This is a genomic window from Paenibacillus aceris (assembly GCF_017874035.1).
GTDB classification, from domain to species: domain Bacteria; phylum Bacillota; class Bacilli; order Paenibacillales; family NBRC-103111; genus Paenibacillus_E; species Paenibacillus_E aceris.
On sequence record NZ_JAGGKV010000003.1, the window covers coordinates 367,012 to 387,112 of the forward strand.

The window sequence follows — 20,101 nt, forward strand, 5'->3', positions numbered from 1 at the left end:
CCACTCACACCGCAAAGGCGCATGTTGTCTACTTCAGATGGATGCGTCGATTCTGTATGAGCTTTATTTTGAATTCATAGGAGGAATAATGATGAGTGTTATAACCACGGACCCGATCAAACGGATGGCGGAAATCGCCGACAAAGTTGAGCACGGTCAACGTCTATCCATGGAAGATGGATTATTTTTATACGAATCGGATGATCTTCTGAGCATAGGACAAATGGCAAACAAAGTAAATACACGATTGAACGGAAACAAGGTTTATTTTGTGCAAAATATGAGTTTGTATTTCACGAATGTGTGTGAGGAGCATTGTGCTTTTTGTCATTTCCGCCGTGACGAAGGCGAAGAAGGTGCCTACACGCTGACGCCAAGCCAAATGTTAGACTATGTTGCCGAAAATTTTAACCCAGAAATTAGAGAATTTCATATTAGTCAAGGGCATAACCCTCATCTGCCTTTTGAATATTACGTTGACTGTATTCGTCAATTGAAAAACGCCTACCCTGATGTGACGATCAAAGCGCATACCGCGGCAGAAATCGAATTTTTCTCTCGGATCAGCGGCCTAAGCTACCGGGATGTTTTGAAAACATTAATGGATGCCGGTTTATCGACACTCCCTGGCGGCGGAGCCGAAATTTTAACTGAACGCTACCGTTCCAAAATGAAAGTTGAAAAAGCCTCCTCAGAGGAATGGCTCGACGTTCATCGCAATGCGCATTTGCTCGGCATGAAAACACACGCTACAATGCTGTACGGTTCGATCGAAACAAAAGAAGAGCGCATTCGACATATGATGCTTCTACGTGAACTGCAAGACGAAACAAACGGTTTCTTGGTCTTCATTCCGAACTCCATCCAACCAGCCAGCAAAAACGCAGGCCTAAAAAGGCGCGTACCTGCTTGGGACGAGCTCAAAACCATCGCGATTAGCCGGTTGATGCTGGATAACTTCCCGCATATCAAAGCTTACTTCATTAATATCGGTACCAAATTGACCCAGCTCTCCTTCACCTTCGGTGCTTCTGACGCACACGGAACGATTGTGAAAGAAAAAATTTCGCACGCAGCTGGCGCACTATCCCCGGAAGGTCTTACAAGGGACGAGCTTGTTTGGTTGATTCAAGGGGCTGGACGTACACCAGTTGAACGCGACACCTTTTATAATGAAATCAAAGTGTATTAGTCATACTAGAGAAGAGAGATCAGTGCAGAAGGGATACCCAGTGTTATGAAAAAGTTTGTAATTCTCGGAGGAGGTTATGGCGGTCTGACCATAGCCTTGAACATGTTGGAGAAAGATTTACCGGAGGATACCATACTGGAAATGGTTGACCGCAGCCCTTTTCAAGGACTAAAAACGGAATATTACGCGCTTGCTTCCGGCACGATTGCTGAAACGCATATTCGTGTCGCTTATCCGGACGATCCTCGTTTACTGTTAACTTATGGAGAAGTATCCGCAGTGGATTTGGAAAAAAAGGAAATTCGTTTCGAAGATAGAGAACCTTTGACGTATGATTGGCTTGTAATCGGGCTAGGCTGTGTAGATAGCTATCATGGCATTATCGGAGCTATGGAGCACTCCTCCAGCATTCAAACGCTGGCACAGACCCGTGCGACGTACCAACGCATCAATAACATTGCGCCATACGGACAAGTATCTATCATCGGAGGCGGATTAAGCGGAGTTGAGATGGCCTCAGAGTTAAGAGAAAGCCGTCCTGACCTGAACATTCGACTCATCGACCGTGGGCCAAGTCTTCTGTCTGCATTCCCAAGCAACCTGCAGCAATATGTGCGGGAATGGATGATTGAGCATCACATTGAGCTTCGTCCAAATGTTTCTTTATGTCGTCTGGACGGCGGAGATTTGTACAACGGGGATGAGATCATTCGCACAGATGCTACAATCTGGACAGCGGGCATTCAGCCGAATCCAATTGTTGAAGCATTGAATGTTCCCAAAGACCGTCAAGGCCGTATTATGTTAAATGAGTACCACCAAATTCCGGAGCATCAAGACGTGTTCGTTGTCGGCGACTGTGCTTCCCTTCCATTCTCGCCTAGCGCGCAAGCCGCGCAAGCGCAAGGCAAACAAATTGCCGAGGCGATGCAAGCGATCTGGAAAGGCGAAACACCGCGACTCGGTAAAATTAAACTCAGAGGCACACTCGGTTCACTCGGTAAAAAGAGCGGATTCGGCATCATGGGCAAACGCACGCTGATGACTGGAAAAATCGCCCGTATGCTCAAAAGCGGCGTTTTATGGAAATCGAAGCGACACTTTGGGTAAGCTCTATACGCTCAGCAAGATGGCAAAATCAATCGCCTAGCAAATCGTACATCGCTTCAATCTCTTTTATTTTCGCTAGGATGAGTTCGTGAAGCTGATCTGCACTTTCTGCAGCAATGATTTCGCCATTCAAAAGCGCATATGGCTCCATATAACACTGTCCGCAATTGCCAAGACAGCCGTATTCAATGACATCATAGTCGGGATTTTGTTCTAAAGCTTTCATGACTTTCTCGGTTCCATTGTGCATGTTGCTGGCGCAAAACTCTATGATTGGTCTCATAATAAAAATTCCACCTTATGCTGATATATTCAAGTTGAAAACCATTTTCATTTAATCATTATTGTAATATAATATAGAAAGAAAGGAGATGAATCAAATGTCTGAAAAAACGAAAGAAGCTATTTATGATGAAGTCCTTGAGGTTTTAGATAAACTTCGTCCTTTTCTACAACGCGATGGCGGTGACGTGGATCTCGTTGACGTAGAAGACGGAATTGTGAAGTTGAAACTGATGGGTGCTTGCGGAAGCTGCCCGAGCTCGACGATCACGTTGAAAGCCGGTATTGAACGCGCACTGGTTGAAGAAGTTGAAGGTATAACAGAAGTCGTGCAAGTGTTCTAATACGACTATATCATAAGAAAGAGCTTACCTCTATGGTAAGCTCTTTTTGCTAAGTTATTTGCGCTGATTGAGCACAGGCAATGGTTGAATCGGATCCAATCCTCCGGATATATCCATAATGTTGCCCGTAATGAAATCGGAGGCCGGTAAACACAGGAATTCTATGACCCTGGCCACATCCTCGCCAGTCCCCGGTCTTCCCACTGGCGTCTCTCCATCGACCTCCAGACGAGCCTCTTGCATCGTCTGCTCTTTATGTTTGCCCCGAATATCGCCCGGACAAATCATATTAACGGTAATCCCATGGCTGGCTTCTTCTTCAGCCAACGTCTTTGTGAAGGAAACCAAGCCAACCTTCGCTGCCGCATAAACGGCGCGATGCGTCCACCCTCTGGCTTCAGCAGCTTTCCCAAATCCAAAATGGATAATACGCCCCCACCGCTTCTCCCTCATCATGGGCAGAACCAAATGGTCGAGCTCCATGACGCCGAGCAAATTACCGCGCATGAGATATTCGATTTCATCGACGCCATAGTCAGCAAAAAAGCGCCGCTCCCGAAAAAAAGGTCCCGCATTATTCACAAGAATATCAATGGGGCCAAGTTCAGACGCCGTTTGCTCCACCATCCGTGTGATGTCTTGCCTCTTCGCGACATCGCCTTGAACCGCAATGCTGCGTACTCCAAGATCTTTCAAGTGATGGACGAGCTCCGCGGCTTCCTTCTCACTTTTTACATAATTGACAGCTACTTGACAGCCCTGTTTAGCCAGGGTGATGGCGGTCATTTTGCCGAGTCCCTTCGCACTGCCTGTAATAAGAACCGTTCGGCCTCTTAATTCCATGGTCCTCTTACCCCTTTGCAATACTAGCCGTAATATAAGAGAAAGCTATTGATAAGGTTCGGCATACCATTTCAAATCCCTGCTGGAGATCAGCAACATTTGATTTTACATTCTCAACATGAATTCGATCGCCCGGAAAAGGTTCCTTTTGCATCAGATCATCCAGCATCTCGGCATTAATATAATGAATTTCCATATTTCGTTGATTGCGCAGCCGGTCGAGCGGAGATTTATAATCCATTTTGAGATTGTACAGTTGAACCTCGAGCGCGCCGTGAATCTTTTTTTCATGCATCCGGCGCAGTACAGTAAAGTACGAATAACGCGACTTCAGCACCTCTGTTTTCAGCTCAAATAAATCATTCATGAACGTGCCTAGTTTGTCCAAAATGGAGAACAACCGAATGAAAGCATTTTTGAAAAAGTATACAAAAAGGCGGTAGGCTTCCATCTCCTGCGGGTTCATGTCCTCTAGAAAGGCTTTATGGATATGTTCAGCATAACGCTCACAGCAGTATTTGCTTTGCTCTAGCTCATCGAGCGCATCTATGAATCCTTTGCTCCAGATCGCTTGCCGGTGATACTTCGAATAATCCGAAGCAGCTCGGTTGTGCTCCTTCGATTCCAGATGCTCAATAAACGTTCTCACCGCATTGCCGGCTTCCAGCAGAAGCCCACTGTCTATTCGTCTCGGTTCATGGAACAATACTCGCAGCATGGGTACACCCCCCTTTTCTTCCTACTTGCCGTCTGTTTGTTTGTATAGCGGTGGCTTCCTCCACCCAGGATCGATAATAGAAGTAAGTATAGACCCAGAGGGTCGGAAACATACAAATGAAAATAAAAAGGAAATAGCCCTCTCAGCAAGAAGGCCTCCTCTCCCACAAAAGCAGCTCTGCCTTGCTTCCAAGGGGCCAGCCCGCCAGGGCCTCATGCTTTGCGGTCATATAGCGTAAGTACGCATAAATAACATAGAAATCCAAACATACAAGAAACGATAACCGCATGCACCATGCCGGTAAATAAATAAGCGACTTCATTCCCCATCGACCAAGTAACCACAGCTCCGCTGATGACTTGAAGGGAAACCAGGATCAGTGCCCATTTGCTGCCGAAACGCAATTTGTCTGAGCTCGGGTAGTAACGCTTGGCTTGCAAGTAAAGAAACAGAATACATACAAAGAGCAGCAAAGCCGCTATCCGGTGGGTAAAGACAATGCCGGTTGCGCCGCTAAGCTCAGGGATGACTTCTCCGTTGCACAATGGCCAGCCTGAACATCCGCCTGATGAAACCGTGTGACGGACAAAAGCCCCCAGATATACAACAACGTAGCTGTAAATCGTCGTTATCCATACGATCGCTTTAAAGGAACTGCGAATGACGGTATCCCTTTGAAATTGGCCCCAAGGTGTAAACACAAGCGCAAGCAGCAAGGAAAACGCAAAGGCCAGCAGGGATAAGCCAAAATGCAGCGCCAGTACGAGGGAAGATTGCGGCCATACGACGGCCATAGCGCCCATAGCTGCTTGGACCAACGTCATAAATACGGTTCCGGAGATAAAAAACTTCGCATCTTTCCGTTTTACATAACGAAATACTAGAAAGAATGTAGCAATCAGGATGAGCGTCACAATACCGACTACCAGTCGATGACTATATTCGATAAACGACGATATCGTATGCGCCGGGACGAATTTCCCATGACACAGCGGCCACTCGTCTCCGCAGCCTCTGCCTGCATCAGCCTTCGTAACCAAGGCGCCCATTGCAAGAATGAGAAACATGCCGATGGCGGACAGATTCGCTAGCCTTTGAATCAGTTTTTGCATGATTGCACCTACTTTTATGTCGTGACTTCGGTAGATCTTGCCCTAATTAGATGGTTTCGTTTTCAATTATAGCTTTAAAAAGTTGGCAAATCCATTCGCAATTGTTACAAAGCTCCGAAACCGCGGATGATCGGCTAAACTCGTGTCAAAGTTGTGATATTCGAGGAGTTTGGACAGATTTCAGTAAAAAAACGACTCTGCTTAGAGCCGTTTCTTTTCCTTTTATTTAAGGTGCCAGCGCGCCGGAAACCTCAAGAGCCCGATCTAGGAACTGTTCAATTTCTTCACGGGTTTTGCGTAATTTACTAACGAAACGTACGAGCTCTTTGCCATCGCGGAAAGCGATAAAGCTTGGAATACCTAGAATGTTCAGCTGCTCGCACAAGTCGGGCACTTCGTCACGGTCTAATTCAACAAAGGTAATGCGCCCTGCATATGCTTCCTCTAGAGCCGGCATGAAAGGATTAATATAGTGGCAGTCTTTGCACCAAGTTGTTTTGAAAACGGCAACAGTCAGCGTAGACTTCGAGATTTGTTCTTGGAAAGTTTGTTCATTTGAAATTTTTAACATATGAGCACCTCACTGCTTAGGAATTTATTAACTTATAGCATGCCCAAAATCGAGTGTCAAGATTTATGGATGACATCATCTTCCACTTTGACCTTATTTACATTATTAGTAAAAAGTGATATCATATAAATATCAAAATAATATTTAAATGAATGTGATTATCCAACTTGAAAGGGTGTTGCTTACATGAAAGAAACCAAAGCTTGGTCCATCAACGGATTTCTTGGTATTTTGTTATTTATTATTGGCGGAGGGTTTGGAATTCTACTCCTTACGCAGGAACGTTTTGTGCCGGGCGTGATTCTTATTGTACTGGGGTTGATTTTTGTTTCGACGATTACGGCTGTGCAGCCGAATGAAGCTTCAGTTATCACTTTCTTCGGCAGTTACTTAGGTACGATTCGGAAAAGCGGCCTATGGCTCATTGTCCCTTTTTCGACCAGAAAGAAAATTTCGTTGCGGGTTCGCAATTTTAACAGCGTCAAGCTGAAGGTGAACGATATCGAAGGCAATCCCATTGAAATTGCTGCTGTCGTCGTGTTTAAAGTGGTTGATACGTACAAAGCGCTGTTCGATGTAGATAGTTACGAGAAGTTTGTGGAAATTCAAAGTGAAACCGCGCTTCGACATGTAGCCAGCAAGTATCCGTATGACCGCTTCGACAGCGATGGTTATTCACTGAGAGGAAATGCGGATGAAGTTGCCGCTGAACTTAGTCTTGAGCTGCAGCAGCGCCTTTCTGTTGCCGGCGTTGAAGTCATGGAATCGCGTCTGACTCACCTAGCGTACTCAACGGAAATTGCAAGCAGCATGCTGCAGCGCCAACAAGCTTCCGCGATCTTGTCCGCCCGCCAAATCATCGTAGACGGTGCTGTCGGCATGGTTCAGATGGCTATCAACCGTCTCGAAGCCGAAGGTTTGCACCTCGATGAAGAGAGGAAAGCGGCCATGATCAACAATTTGCTGGTAGCGATAGTATCGGACCGCTCGGCAAGTCCGGTCATTAATACCGGCACGCTGTATTAACGGGCTCCGCTATGGCTCCTAAGAAAAACTTTGCGCTCCGACTCGATCCCAAGCTCTATGAAGCTTTGGAGCGCTGGGCGGAGGATGAGTTCCGGAGCGTCAACAGTCATATCGAATATTTGCTTCGGGAATCTCTGCAGCGTGCGGGGCGGTTGCCGAGGCCAAGTGCAAGTCAACCCCCTCCAGAAACCCAGACTGAAGGCTAGGTAACCCAAAAAAACATCTCACTAAGCTTACGCTTAGTGAGATGTTTTTTTTACACGACAACCGTAATTGTTGGTGCAGAAATCGTCGGCTCAACAGTAATCGTAGAGCTCGCTGTGGAGAAATCGGCGACTTCGAGAACAACCGGCGTACCGGCTACAGCTGCTGTTGTTGCTAATACCAGGGATGCTGTTGTAAGGGTGGACAATCCGCCCTCTTGCAGCACACCGTTGACATATACGTTGTAATAGCCATCTGTCGGCGGTGCTGGAAGAGCAACTACCGCGTTGCCACCGTCATCCAAGAAGCTTGCTGCCTCTCGTATACGATATAGGGTTCGTGGCTGCAGGACACCGTTTACGAAGACTTGTCGATAGGAGGTTGATTTTGGGGTTAGGAATGCATTTAAACCCATAGCCGGGGGTCTGAACTTCTTTGGTGTACACCCTTTTCTCACCATCGGAGACCGTATAAAAAAAATAGGCCCGCGCCAAATATTTAAGTCGTCGCCGATGTTTACATTTCTTCACCAACCGCTTCTTTCGCCGTTTGTTCGCGTGCTTATGACGCGAACAACTTGTGACATACAAATTGACACTGATGTGAATCACCCCGCAAACGATCGCTTTCAGATGTTTCATTTTATACAGATGCCCATTCCAATAATTGGATATTATTATCAGGACTTTGCCCCAATTATAGAAATCGTAGCCAAATTCCGGAATTTGCTTCACATAGCTGCGACTGAATGAGCGAACAATAAAGAAATGAGGCAGGTGAAGGTCGAGGAGGTCATGATGAAAGCAACAAGTTTAGACGCCATCCCTCTGTCAAAAACGATCGCAGAAAGAGTAGAGAAAGGCTTAGTACAGCAATTAGAAATGCTTCGTGGCGGTGTAGAGCCGTTCCCTATCACTTCTGATGAGAAGTCGCTCGTGGAGCAAATCCGAATGAGAACGCGACAAGAGAACCGTAATAATGTGACCCGCACAATGGCTTATTGGGCCTGCTACCATGCGTACCCCGAGCTTCACTGGGCTTTACTGGCCCACATGGTTTCCCGGTGCGGTGGCTGGAATATGACCGATCTGCGGGGCGAGCTGCTGCCGCACCTCATCGACTCGGATCAGGCTGAGCATCTGTTTGCTTTTCTGGAGCGTGCCAACAGCCTTATTTTTCAAGATGCTTATCCCCAACTGCTGCTTTATGAGGAAAGTAAAAAACGAAAGAAAAACTTGTTTCACCTGCTCCCCCATCTGGCTATCTCCATGTGGATGGTTCCTGTTTGGCAGGCATTTTGGACGGATCAAGAATCCGCAGCGCTTACAATTGCCCTTATCGTGAACGAACAAAATTACATCGAACAGCGCGTTGTCCAAAAAGAGCAGTTCCAGCAGACTGTTCTCAATAAGACGCTCTTTAAAAGCCAAGGATGGCTGCAGTTAAATCAAGTCGCGTTCCCCTTCTGGTCCTTGTCCACACAAGGAGACTCCCCCCAGCCTCATTTGGCTGGACTTATCCTTGAGAATTTTGCCAACTTAACAGAACGCATCGAATTCGGGAAAAGCCTCTATGCGCTTCTGTTTGGAGCGCCTGAGGTGCTGCAGGGTGTACTTCGTTATGCTGACGCAACGCCACACACCGGTTCACGTTCCGATTACTGGCCTCACTTATTCTCCCCCATACGAAAAGCCCCTCCCGATGATCTTTATCAGGAGAGGCTGGATGGCTGCTTCCTCAAGAAAGGAAGCTTGCCTTTATATAGTCCTACGCTTGGAGCTGTATGGCCGGATAGACCGCTGATGCCCGTGGAGCCCGGCGACTGGTTTCAGGAAGCCAGCGAGCCTTTGAAGCATATGCGTCCCATCTCAGTGCCGCAGTCCTATGATTTAACTCAAGCCATGTACGCCGGGCTTAATAAGCTTGAGCTGGCCATTCTGACTGCGCAAGCTATGAACGTCCGATAAGACGACTCGCTTTGCCAATCAGCTTCTGTACAGGCGCTGGGAAATTCTTCACATCGTCCTTCGTAACTACGCGCGTAAGCATCAACATCAGCGGATATAAAGCAGCCGTGAAGCCACAAACGAGTACAGCATTGATGCCTTCATTGATCCGGTATAAGCCGGTTGGCTGCACATACGTATGCGTGAGCCATTCAGCCGCAACTCCAAGACCCGCGATGACGACAATCGAAATCGTCAACCCAATGAAGCGCCTTCCGAGAATCGTGAAGCGCACTTCTTTGCGCAGCGTGCGCAAATTGAGCCATGACATCGCGATAAAGCAAAGTCCTGTGGAGCCGATGATGCCATAAATGCCAAGCCATGGAGCAAGCAAGAAGCTTCCTGCCAACTTGACCGCAATCCCAACGGCAACATGCAGCATCAGTGGTTTCATACGGCCCATGCCCATTAATACCGCACCGGAGGTCTGCATGACAATTTGGAACATCGCGCCTAAAGTCAGCAAGGAGATCATGTATGGCCCGTGACTCATACCATAGGCAGTATCTTCATGTCCGAACATAAAGAAATCAAGCGGACGGGCAGCAATAGCGATAACGAGCACCGCAGGCAACCCGGATAGAATGGAGAGCTGAAGCACCCTTGTTGTCTGGTGGCCAACCTGCTTCATATCTTTACGGGAGTAAGCTGCTGAGATGATCGGTACAACCGATTGACTGAGCGCGATGGCCAAAATAATCGGGATCCCGGCCAAAGATTGCGCGCGGCCTCCGATAATACCGACCAAACCAAGCGCTTCGCCGCTGCCAATGGTTCCCTCTAGAAGTGGAATGATAATCGACGTATCGATGGCATAAACCAAGGTAACCGTCACCGAGAAGATGACGATCGGAATCGACAGCTTCAGCAGGCTGCGATAAATCTCGCTGTAACGCGCAGGTGTCGCTGCTGAAGCCGTTGATCGTCCGGCTGCTGTTTCCTCAGCTGCAGCGCGAGACACGTTCTCCTTCAGAGAAGCGGCATCCCTGCGTCTGAGCTTCATCGCATAGTAAAGCATAACGGCAAGTGCGGCGATTCCACCCATAACCCCGCCGAAAGATGCTCCCGCAACTCCCCAGCCTAGGCTGATATTTAATAAAATAAAGGCAAGACCAATCGAGGTAACCAATCTGAATATTTGCTCCACCACTTGCGATACCCCGTTGGGCATCATGTTTTGTCTGCCTTGGAAGTAGCCGCGCATAATCGCAATTAGTGGAAAGAACAGCATCGCCGGCGCAATCGCGCGAGTGGCTAGCGTAGCATCCGGTCCACCATGTGAAATTCGTTCCGCATAAATAGGCGCAAAAACATACAACAGCGCAGTCATGAGCGCACCCGCAACGATGGCAAACCAAATCGCTGCTCGATAAATGCGCTCTGCTTCCGCAGGACGGCCGATCGCGTATTTCTCCGATACCATTTTGCTTAGCGCGCTGGGAATACCCGCGGTGGCGACAACAAGGAGAATGGAATATAGATTAAAAGCTATGGAATAACTGCCCATTCCTCCCTCATGCAGCAGGTGGACCAGCGGAATACGCTGGAAAACGCCGAGAAACCGCGCTACAAGCGCGGCTACGGTGAGAATGAGCGTCCCTTTTACAAGAGAATCTTTGGTTTCCTTCGTCAAGTGTGTTCCTACTCTCTAATCCCGTATTCATACCAACATCATGTTCAATTATAAAACCCAAATTATAAAGAGAATAATCATCGCCAGCTGCAGCACAATTTTCACTGCACTGCTTGCAAAGAAACCGACGACGGAGCCGACGCCCGCGCTGATGGCTTTCTTCCAGTTGGTGCCGATGATGATCTCGCCAATTACGGCGCCTAGGAAGGGACCGATGATTAACCCAAATGCAGGTATGACAAAAGGCCCTATGATCAAGCCGATTGTGCTCCCGATCACGGCTGCCTTCGAGCCTCCAAACTTCTTGACTCCCATCGCACTGACAGCGTAATCCGCGACCATAATAATAATGACTATCAGGGTTTGTGTCGTCCAGAACACCCATCCGAACGGTTCAAAGCTAATCAGCCAGCCATAAATGAAATAAGCTGCGTATATCGCTAAAACACCAGGCAGCACTGGATATACCGCGCCTATCATGCCTACGACAAATAATAGAATGACCAAACTCCAGGCTAGCGTGATCATATGCTCATCTCCGTCCGTGATTGTTCTGGTTTAAAGTTTTATTGCGTTTGCAGCATATACGTATGTATGATTTTGGCAACCGCACTTTCTTCGTTCGTTACCGTCGTAATATCCGCAATCTGTTTCACTTCATCCTGCGCATTGCCCATGGCAACACCTAGACCCGCTTCACGAATCATCGTGATATCATTCTGGCTGTCTCCCATCGCAATAACATCCGACATCTGAATGCCCAGAAGCTGGCAGACAGCCTCCACACCGCTAGCTTTGCTGATACCCAGAGGATTTAATTCAATATTCGAAGGATGGGAATTGGTGATTTCCAGTGTTCCCCAGCCTTCTGCGATCTCGCGGATACGCTGCAATTTTTCTGCATTTTCTGTGAAAAATCCGAACTTCAGCCACTCGCTGTTCGCGATGTCAAGACCTTCGCGCTCGCGGTTGAAGACGCCTTCGACCGAGTAAGCCCACCACCAACAGTCATGCTCCTGCGCTAGGGCATGCAAACGACGAACCGTTTCAACCGGGAGCAGTGTCCGCCGAAGCAATTTGTCCGGCGTTTCCCACACTTCGCTGCCGTTTACCATAACCATGGGGGTAGACAGCCCCAGTTCCTGAATATAAGGCATAGCGCTTACCGCGCCGCGGCCCGTCGACATGATAACAATTTTGCCTGCTTCCGTGGCTTGCCGTATTGCGGCTTGATTCTCAGGAGATATTTTCTTCTCCTCATTCAGCAAGGTGCCATCCATATCGAGGGCGATTAACTTAAATGGTCCCACGTTCCCCATCTCCTGTCTATCCTTATGTCGTCATTCCAAGACCTAGTAGGCAGCGAGCACTTTCTTAGGCAGTTCTTCCATAAATGTCATATGCCAGAGGGCAAAAATGTAGATCGTCCAAATACGGCGCGCATAGTCGCCCTGCCCGGCACGGTGTTTCTGCAGCATGCGTTCTACCGTGTTCATGTTAATATAATCTTCAATCCCGCTAGCTTTAATTTGCTCCAGCAGCACATCGCCCATCGAGCCTTGCACCCATTGGCGCAGAGGTACTGGAAAGCCCAGCTTCGGACGGTTCAGAATCGGATCCGGGATGATGCCTTCCATCGCTTTACGGAAAATATATTTCGTCGTGCCATTCGCGATCCGGTATTTGGCCGGGATGCGGCGTGCCACCTCGAACAATTCCTTATCCAAGAACGGAACGCGCAGCTCAAGAGAGTGAGCCATGGTCATCTTATCTGCCTTCATGAGAATATCTCCGGGCATCCAAAGATTCATGTCGATGTACTGCATACGGCTCACTGGATCAAGATGTTTCGTCTTGTTGTAGTAGTCTCCTGCGATTTGCACCGGATTCTTGTACGCGCGCAGCATCTCATGATCGAGGCGCAGCACTTCTGCTTTCATATCCTCCGTGAAAATCTTCGCGTTGCCGAGGAAGCGCTCCTCCAGCGGCGTTGTCCCGCGCAAGACATAATTGCGCCCCTTCACACTGCTGGGCAGCATCCGGGCGAAGCGGTTCAGCATGCGCTTGATCGTATGCGGCAGCTGATCGATCGGCCGCAACGACTGCGGCTCGCGATAAATGCGGTAGCCGCCGAACAGTTCGTCCGCGCCTTCGCCGGACAGCACAACCGTCACGTGCTCGCGCGCAAGCTGCGCCACGTGATAGAGGGCAATGGCCGAAGGATCGGCGACAGGCTCGTCCTGGTGCCAGATCGCCTTCGGCATCGTGCTGAAGAAGTCATCCTTCGTGATGACTTTGTCGTAGTGCTCTGTGCCAAGCGCCGCAGCCGTTTGGGCGGCGATTGGCGTCTCGTTGTTGGCGCCTTCGAAGCCAACGGAGAACGTCCGGATCGGCTCAATGTTCCGCATATGGGTGGCGATGGCCGTGGAGTCGATCCCGCTGGACAGGAAGCAACCGCGTTCCACATCGCTGACCATGTGGTGCTTAACGGAATCTTTCAACGTTTCACGGATTTGTTCCACATAGTAGTCGAAAGGACGTTCTTCCGGCTCGAACATTGGATCCCAATACTTATGTATGGACATTTCGCCGTCGTAAGTTACCTTCACATAATGGGCTGGCGGCAGCTTATGGATGCCGTGGAACATCGTGTTTGGCTCTGGAACATACTGAAATGTAAGATAGTTCAGCAAGCTGTCCGTATGGATCAACCGGTTCATGCCGTCCGCAGCAAGCAAGCTCTTAATTTCAGAGCCGAACAAAAACTGGCGGTCATTGACATGATAATAAAACGGCTTTATGCCGAAATGGTCTCTCGCTCCGAACAGCTGCTTCTTTTTCTTGTCCCAGATCACGAACCCGAACATGCCGCGTAAATGCTTGACACATTCCTCTCCAAACTCCTCATAAAGGTGAACAATAACCTCCGTATCGCTATGCGTGCGGAATTGATGCCCGCGTTCCTGCAGCATTCCGCGTAATTCTTTGTAATTATAAATTTCCCCGTTAAAAATGATCCACACGGAATCATCCTCATTGGCTAACGGTTGATGTCCTTCTTGAATATCAATAATGGACAACCGGCGAAATCCAAGACCTATCCGATTATCCGTCCAAAATCCGGAATCGTTTGGCCCCCGATGCACAATCACATCTGTCATTTGCTGCAGCATTGCTACCGTTGGTTCTCTATCTTCAAAATACATTACACCCGTAATACCACACATGGTGAAACTCACTCCTCCGTACCATTCATCAAACTATCTCTTACGCGACTACCGATATATTAGTATACCATATCCGTCCGTCATACTGGAAATAGGATGAAAGTACGCAATCAGCCCTCAGTCACAGGAAAATGAAGGTAATGATCAGTCTTTTTAAAGAAGCCGTTAATCTCGTCGTTTTCATGCAGTACCCCACCTTTCTTTTCTTCGTGCATAAAAGTTTACCTCGCGCAACTTTTAGGGTAAAGGAGGGTTCACCTCCTTACATCAGCATATGCTTATGGACGATAAACGGTTCCGCCTTTTATGTACTGCTTGCGATAGGCGAGCGGTGAAAGACCTATTTTGGCACGAAAACAGTTTGAGAAGTAAGCGGCGTGATGAAAACCTACCTCCTCCGAAATGCGTTCGATGGACCATTGCGTTTTGAGCAGCAAAAGCTTGGACTGTTCGATTCGGTAAGCGAGCAAATATTCAAGCGGCGTGCAACCGTAAACACTTTTCATACAACGGCTCAAGTAATTCGGATGAAAATGGAATACGTCGGCCAGACTCTCATTGGTCAGATCCGCCCGATAGTACTGTTTGAGATGGGCTTCAATTCGCTCAGCCAGCATGTGCACTTTCGTCTGTTCACCTGGCTTATTTCCCGTGTCTAACGAACGTATGATTTCTGTAAAAATACGCTGCTCTTCCCAGAACGATACCGATCTCGCAGAGACGGAAAGCTCTTTTAATTGGCGCCAAAGATGCTGAAGCCGTTCGGTGTCCGAAACTTCGCCCTGTTGATGCAGGGTAATTTCATTTTTTTGCGGGAGAATGAATTCACTGCGGGGTAAGAGCTTGCTGTCTCTCATTATGTAAGGAGTAGCAGTTTGAAAATGCAGCCAATAAAAATGACACTCCGCTTCGCAGGGACGTACGGAATAATGATATTTATCTGGCAGCAGCAGCACGTACTGGCCCTCGGTCAAGCTCCACGTCAGCTCCTCTTCTCCCAAATGAAGCGTACCCTTCGTAATGAAAAGAAGATCGTACATCCCTAACCCTGCGCGATCTGGATGCGTGTCCCCTGCGTTATACACGCTAAGTCCGCTTTCCAAATAATATGGCAGAGGAGGTGCGGCTAGCGATATTTCCTTCATCGGGTGGACTCCTTTAATAAGTTGTGTGAAATCTTATAAATAATTGGTTGCATTCCTACCTGTTGCTTCCCCAGTATCCCTCATATAATTGGGGAAAGTAAAGCCTATTTCGCAAATTCGGGAGGTTGCTTCATGTCAAATGCACTGCTGCCGGCAAAGCACAAATTATCTTTGAATCAGATCCAAATCAACGATGACTTCTGGAATCATTACGTCAGCCTTGTTCGAAATACGGTTATTCCGTATCAATGGGAAGCGCTGAATGATCGCGTTCCGGAGGCCGAACCAAGCCATGCGATCCAAAATTTTCGAATTGCCGCAGGCTTAGAAACAGGGGAATACCACGGCTGGGTGTTTCAGGATTCCGATCTCGCCAAATGGCTCGAAGCCGTCGCCTACTCTCTTCAACAGCACCCTGATGCAGCGTTGGAACAAACCGCGGATAAGACAATCGATCTCATCGTCCAAGCACAGCAAAGTGACGGTTATTTGAATACCTACTTTACGATCAAGGAACCCGGCAAACGCTGGACTAACTTGTATGAATGCCATGAATTATATTGTGCAGGACATATGATTGAAGCTGCCGTCGCGTACTTTGAGGCTACAGGGAAAAGGAAACTGCTGGATGCGATGTGCCGTTTTGCGGATCATATTCAGGATGTATTCGGACCTGAGGACGGAAAGATTAGAGGCTATGACGGGCATCAAGAAATTGAACTGGCCCTGGTCAAATTGTATACAGTAACGAAGCAGGAGAAATATCTCCAGCTTGCCTGCTATTTCATCGATGAGCGAGGACAGCAACCTGATTTCTTCGATCGTGAGTGGGAGCGCAGGGGAAAAACCTCCATCTATCGGGCTGGTGAAACCCCATCACCGAGTCAGAGCAGCATCTATAATCAGAGCCATCTGCCTGTTCGCGAGCAAGATACGGCTATCGGGCATTCGGTTAGAGCTGTATACATGTACACGGCAATGGCTGATTTGGCTAGGCTGACTGGGGACGAGAAACTGCTTGCCGCTTGCAAGAGACTTTGGGCGAATATGACGCAGAAGCAAATGTACATAACTGGAGGAATCGGTTCGACGCACCATGGGGAGGCGTTCTCGTTCGACTATGATTTGCCTAATGATACGGTGTATGCCGAGACTTGCGCTTCCATCGGTTTAGTGTTTTTTGCTCAGCGTATGCTGCGTCTCGAAACACGGAGCGAGTATGCCGACGTGATCGAGCGGGCGCTATATAACATCATCATCGGCAGTATGAGTCAGGATGGGAAACGATTCTTTTATGTGAATCCGCTCGAAGTATGGCCTCAAGCTTCGGCGAGCAATCCCGGCAAGCGTCATGTGAAAGCCGAGCGCCAAAAATGGTTTGGGTGCGCGTGCTGCCCTCCCAACTTGGCGCGGATTCTCTCTTCGCTTGGGGAGTATATTTATACGACAGAAGCAGGACGAATCAATTCCCATTTGTTTATTGGCAGCGAAAGCACGATCACGTTGGATGATGCTGCGCAAGTTGGGCTGAAACAAGTATGTTCGTTGCCTTGGAGTGGGGAAACTTCGCTGGAACTAAGTTTGGCCCAGCCTCGCTCGTTCACGCTTGCTTTGCGTGTGCCCTACTGGTGCGACAGCCAGCCCCAATTGCACATCAATGGCGAGAAAGAAAATAAGTACACTGTTGAGAATGGCTACGCGATTATCGAGCGAATTTGGACGGATGGCGACATCGTCACTTGGCTGCTTCCGATGGAGGCACATCTCATGCAAGCTAACCCACTCATTCGCAGCAATGCCGGAAAAGCTGCGATCCAAAGGGGGCCTCTTGTGTACTGCGTTGAGCAAGCCGATAATGGGGCTCCGCTGGCTAGTCTCAGTCTCCGGAGTGGAACGAGGCTGAAGGTTGAGCCTGACGCAAATGTGCTTGGCGGCACAGTGAGGATCGAAGCCGAAGGCTTTAGGGATGCCACACCTGAGGCTTGGGCTTCAGCTTCGGCTTCGGCTGAGCCGTACCGTCGTTGGGCGCCATCGTCTGAGCCAGTTGCCTTGCAGGCAGTTCCCTATTTCCAATGGGGAAATCGTGGAGTTGGCGAGATGGCGGTGTGGATTCGGGTACGCCAGTAATAGGCAAAGAGGCTGCTTTGCTGGGCAGCCTCTTGTAAGGTCAACCAGAGTTTTACTGGTTGGCCTTTGGGTCGTGGTCGGATGATTGGAGAGTGAGGGCGATCAGTAAGGAGTGTGGAAGGGAACTAGAGTCCGCTATTACTCCAATAATCCGTCATTTGAAGATAAAGTGGGAACTACGATCCGCTATTCGGCGGTTTTTCGCTCGAATATTAGGTTTGCGAGCAAATAAGGTCCTGTAGTTCCCTCTAATCACGGGAATCCGTCTTCCTCGCAAGAATAGCGGACTTATAGCTCCCTTTCGCGAACAGGGGAGCTGATAACCAAGCCTAGTGTACATGTGTGCCTCCATGTCACCAGTGTCCCATATCCCCACATCTCCGTGCCTCCTTTGTCTCCGTGTCTCTATGTTCCAGACCCTCGCGTGTATCGGAAGCAAGTCGCGCCGACTCAGCCACTCCTACCAAGGCCGCTTTCCGCCGCCAAGCTTCGTCAAAATACCGTCGTTAGCAGCGTCATAAGCTTGAAAGATTTTCGCCGCAATCGGGGATGCGCCATACCGCCCGAAGCCGCCTTCCGGCACGACAACCGCAACGGCAAGCTTCGGGTTCTCGACGGGAGCAAAGGCGATGAACACCGCATTTTCAACCGAGCCTCCCGACACACTTTGGGTGGAAGTTCCTGTTTTGCGTGCCACATTAAACGGTAACTCCTCGATCCCTTCTGCCCCGCTTTTCATCCCGTGGATAATCGTGTTCCAATCCTCCTTGGCAAACTCAGCGGAGGAATCCTCCAGTACTTCAGGCTCTATTTTTCTAACCAACTGGCCCTGGTAGTCGCGAATTTCATCTAGAAACAACGGCTTCATCCGCTTCCCGCGACTAGCCAAAGTAGCTGTGTACTGAGCAAGCTGCAAGGTTGTCGTTTTCTCATTTTGTCCCCATGATGCGTAGACCATTGCTGATTGATAACTGTCTTTCTCCGCGTTTTTGGTAAAATCATTAGATCCTGCAAGCTCACCCGGCAGGCCGCTCCCTGTTTTGATACCCATTCCGAATTTCGCCATATATTCTGCCCATTTAGCAGTCACAGCGGGATTCTCTCTGCCGTATTTGGCCCAGAAAGGAATACCGACTTTTTCAGACATGAACGTGTTAGAGGAGTGTTCAATAGCTCCGGCAGCATCCATATCCCCGTAAGCCGCTTTCCCCGAATTGGTGATGGTGCTATTGCCTCCCTTGCCAAAGCTAAACGATCCCGTATCGTAATAAACCTTGCCGTACCCGCTGAAAAATTTCTCTTTAAGCCCTATCAACACAGACATAGGCTTGATTGTAGAACCCATGAACACAATCGAAGATGGATGTTTCGCATTTTCTTTTTCATTCGGAAATTTAGCTTTAGCTGTTCGAATGCTGCCATTCGGTATAAATGTTTCGATTTCTTTATAAGTGCTGGCCGACATGCCGCCAGTCCACGCGTTAGCATCGTAATCTGGATAGTTCGCCATCGTAACCACCCGTCCCGTATCCACTTCCATAGCAACTGCAAACCCGGAAGCTGCCTGCATCCCAACACTCATATACAAATCATTGGCGTGCGATGGGCTACGCAGGTAGCGAATATGATCCTCCAGCATTCGTTCTGTCGCTTTTTGGATATCTTTGTTTATGGTCAAATATAAATTATTCCCTTTAATTGGAGCCGTGACTTCGGCTCTCCCAATTATTTTGTTAACGGCGTCGACGGGATACGTCTTACTGCCGTTTCTGCCGCGCAGCTCATCCTGATACATGCGTTCGATACCATCGAATCCCACATTTTCCGAACTTAAATATTCCTGAACCATAGGGCTGTCTTTGTAGATATCCTTAGCTGTCGGCGATGTAAAAGAGTTCGTATATCCCACTAAATGCGTAGCAATAGTAGTTTTGCCGTCATCATCCAATTCGTAGGTGCGGATGCTTTCCTCGGTTACGTCTAACCATTTAAATTCATCCCTATGCTCTAAAATATAGGCGATCTCATCGTTGGACAAGTCCGCTTTAATTCTTCGCGGAACCCAGTAATAGCTTGGTTTCTTGATTTCAACCTTATGGTAATCGTAGCCAATATCCATGGCTAAAATAATTTCTTCCGGGGTCGGACTTTTCGAGTTGGGTTTGGCATACTTGTCGAAAACATCGGCTTTAAGCCGATCCGCTATAGCAATTAAGTCATCTAACTTCTGAGCGCTGGGATCAATTCGAAAAAATAAGGACTGCATGGGAATGGTGTACGCAAGTGGAGATTTCGAGGAGTCATAGATGTTGCCGCGAATGGGAGCAATTTGAATCGTTTGTGTGCCATTTCTATTTTCTGCGGCTTTATGTATTTTCGTTTGAACAAACTGCAGCATAGCCAATCGCACGATTAGTATGGAAAATAATACAAAGGTTACAAAGAAAAAAAGATTAATCCGCAGCGAAAAATGCCTCTTTTGAGCAAGCTCTTTTTTCCTCGGATCATCCGTAATCGGCGATTTCATCACTTAAAACCCCCTTCTGTGTCAGGATGTATCC

The 20,101-nt window shown here is 48.3% G+C and carries 19 protein-coding genes and 1 pseudogene; 7 read left to right on the forward strand and 13 right to left on the reverse strand.

The features are described from left to right. Window positions 1-88: 88 nt before the first annotated feature. Window positions 89-1,192, forward strand: a complete 1,104-nt coding sequence (gene mqnE / locus J2Z65_RS08445) for an aminofutalosine synthase MqnE (protein ID WP_420850839.1) — start codon at window positions 89-91, stop codon at window positions 1,190-1,192. A gap of 45 nt (window positions 1,193-1,237) precedes the next feature. Further along, window positions 1,238-2,302, forward strand: a complete 1,065-nt coding sequence (locus J2Z65_RS08450; RefSeq protein WP_167062230.1) for an NAD(P)/FAD-dependent oxidoreductase — start codon at window positions 1,238-1,240, stop codon at window positions 2,300-2,302. Window positions 2,303-2,330: 28 nt separating this feature from the next. Here the strand turns inward: J2Z65_RS08450 and J2Z65_RS08455 are convergent, their stop codons facing one another. After that, window positions 2,331-2,585, reverse strand: coding sequence for a YuzB family protein (locus J2Z65_RS08455; protein ID WP_167062232.1), 255 nt, complete (start codon window positions 2,583-2,585; stop codon window positions 2,331-2,333). Between the two features lie 97 nt (window positions 2,586-2,682). Between J2Z65_RS08455 and J2Z65_RS08460 the strand changes: the two genes are divergently transcribed. Beyond that, entirely contained in the window at window positions 2,683-2,928 is a 246-nt protein-coding gene (locus J2Z65_RS08460) for a NifU family protein (RefSeq protein ID WP_157319629.1), read from the forward strand. A 54-nt stretch (window positions 2,929-2,982) separates the two neighbouring features. On the opposite strand, the gene J2Z65_RS08465 is transcribed toward J2Z65_RS08460, so the two are convergent. The 4 genes from J2Z65_RS08465 to J2Z65_RS08480 all read right to left on the reverse strand — a co-directional run bounded on the left by J2Z65_RS08465 (window position 2,983) and on the right by J2Z65_RS08480 (window position 6,172). Then, complete coding sequence (locus tag J2Z65_RS08465; RefSeq protein WP_167062235.1) at window positions 2,983-3,771, reverse strand: SDR family oxidoreductase; 789 nt, start codon at window positions 3,769-3,771, stop codon at window positions 2,983-2,985. Window positions 3,772-3,778: 7 nt separating this feature from the next. Then, on the reverse strand, window positions 3,779-4,489 hold the full coding sequence (locus J2Z65_RS08470; protein ID WP_167062238.1) for a Cthe_2314 family HEPN domain-containing protein: 711 nt from the start codon (window positions 4,487-4,489) through the stop codon (window positions 3,779-3,781). A gap of 212 nt (window positions 4,490-4,701) precedes the next feature. Next, window positions 4,702-5,601, reverse strand: coding sequence for a COX15/CtaA family protein (locus J2Z65_RS08475; RefSeq protein WP_167062241.1), 900 nt, complete (start codon window positions 5,599-5,601; stop codon window positions 4,702-4,704). A gap of 226 nt (window positions 5,602-5,827) precedes the next feature. Beyond that, the gene (locus tag J2Z65_RS08480; RefSeq protein ID WP_167062244.1) at window positions 5,828-6,172 is read right to left on the reverse strand and encodes a thioredoxin family protein; all 345 of its coding nucleotides are present in this window, start codon (window positions 6,170-6,172) and stop codon (window positions 5,828-5,830) included. A gap of 186 nt (window positions 6,173-6,358) precedes the next feature. Between J2Z65_RS08480 and J2Z65_RS08485 the strand changes: the two genes are divergently transcribed. Further along, complete coding sequence (locus J2Z65_RS08485; RefSeq protein WP_167062247.1) at window positions 6,359-7,198, forward strand: SPFH domain-containing protein; 840 nt, start codon at window positions 6,359-6,361, stop codon at window positions 7,196-7,198. 11 nt (window positions 7,199-7,209) lie between these two features. Further along, window positions 7,210-7,404: a type II toxin-antitoxin system antitoxin gene (locus tag J2Z65_RS08490; protein ID WP_167062250.1), complete on the forward strand. Its 195-nt coding sequence runs from the start codon at window positions 7,210-7,212 to the stop codon at window positions 7,402-7,404. 50 nt (window positions 7,405-7,454) lie between these two features. On the opposite strand, the gene J2Z65_RS36305 is transcribed toward J2Z65_RS08490, so the two are convergent. Then, window positions 7,455-7,706: a DUF4183 domain-containing protein gene (locus tag J2Z65_RS36305; RefSeq protein ID WP_167062253.1), complete on the reverse strand. Its 252-nt coding sequence runs from the start codon at window positions 7,704-7,706 to the stop codon at window positions 7,455-7,457. A gap of 6 nt (window positions 7,707-7,712) precedes the next feature. Next, window positions 7,713-7,862 (reverse strand): annotated as a pseudogene (locus J2Z65_RS36310) (DUF4183 domain-containing protein); the annotation flags it as partial. Between the two features lie 334 nt (window positions 7,863-8,196). Between J2Z65_RS36310 and J2Z65_RS08500 the strand changes: the two are divergent. Further along, a complete protein-coding gene (locus tag J2Z65_RS08500) occupies window positions 8,197-9,369 on the forward strand; it encodes a DUF2515 family protein (RefSeq protein ID WP_244999142.1) in 1,173 nt (390 codons plus the stop codon). Here J2Z65_RS08500 and J2Z65_RS08505 read toward each other — a convergent pair. The 5 genes from J2Z65_RS08505 to J2Z65_RS08525 form a co-directional block, all read right to left on the reverse strand. Continuing rightward, window positions 9,353-11,041, reverse strand: a complete 1,689-nt coding sequence (locus tag J2Z65_RS08505) for a putative polysaccharide biosynthesis protein (RefSeq protein ID WP_167062259.1) — start codon at window positions 11,039-11,041, stop codon at window positions 9,353-9,355. The two genes, J2Z65_RS08500 and J2Z65_RS08505, sit on opposite strands and share 17 nt — an antisense overlap. A gap of 48 nt (window positions 11,042-11,089) precedes the next feature. After that, on the reverse strand, window positions 11,090-11,569 hold the full coding sequence (locus J2Z65_RS08510; RefSeq protein WP_167062262.1) for a DUF456 domain-containing protein: 480 nt from the start codon (window positions 11,567-11,569) through the stop codon (window positions 11,090-11,092). 38 nt (window positions 11,570-11,607) lie between these two features. Next, on the reverse strand, window positions 11,608-12,351 hold the full coding sequence (locus J2Z65_RS08515; protein WP_167062265.1) for an HAD-IIB family hydrolase: 744 nt from the start codon (window positions 12,349-12,351) through the stop codon (window positions 11,608-11,610). Window positions 12,352-12,393: 42 nt separating this feature from the next. Next, a complete protein-coding gene (gene asnB / locus J2Z65_RS08520; protein ID WP_167062268.1) occupies window positions 12,394-14,268 on the reverse strand; it encodes an asparagine synthase (glutamine-hydrolyzing) in 1,875 nt (624 codons plus the stop codon). A 278-nt stretch (window positions 14,269-14,546) separates the two neighbouring features. Next, on the reverse strand, window positions 14,547-15,413 hold the full coding sequence (locus J2Z65_RS08525) for a helix-turn-helix transcriptional regulator (RefSeq protein ID WP_167062271.1): 867 nt from the start codon (window positions 15,411-15,413) through the stop codon (window positions 14,547-14,549). Window positions 15,414-15,545: 132 nt separating this feature from the next. On the opposite strand from J2Z65_RS08525, the gene J2Z65_RS08530 reads away from it, so the two are divergent. Then, window positions 15,546-17,540 carry a glycoside hydrolase family 127 protein gene (locus J2Z65_RS08530; protein WP_167062275.1) on the forward strand — a complete coding sequence of 665 codons (1,995 nt, stop codon included), beginning with the start codon at window positions 15,546-15,548 and terminating at the stop codon, window positions 17,538-17,540. Between the two features lie 460 nt (window positions 17,541-18,000). Here J2Z65_RS08530 and J2Z65_RS08535 read toward each other — a convergent pair whose 3' ends face one another. Beyond that, on the reverse strand, window positions 18,001-20,067 hold the full coding sequence (locus tag J2Z65_RS08535; protein WP_167062278.1) for a peptidoglycan D,D-transpeptidase FtsI family protein: 2,067 nt from the start codon (window positions 20,065-20,067) through the stop codon (window positions 18,001-18,003). Window positions 20,068-20,101 lie beyond the last annotated feature (34 nt).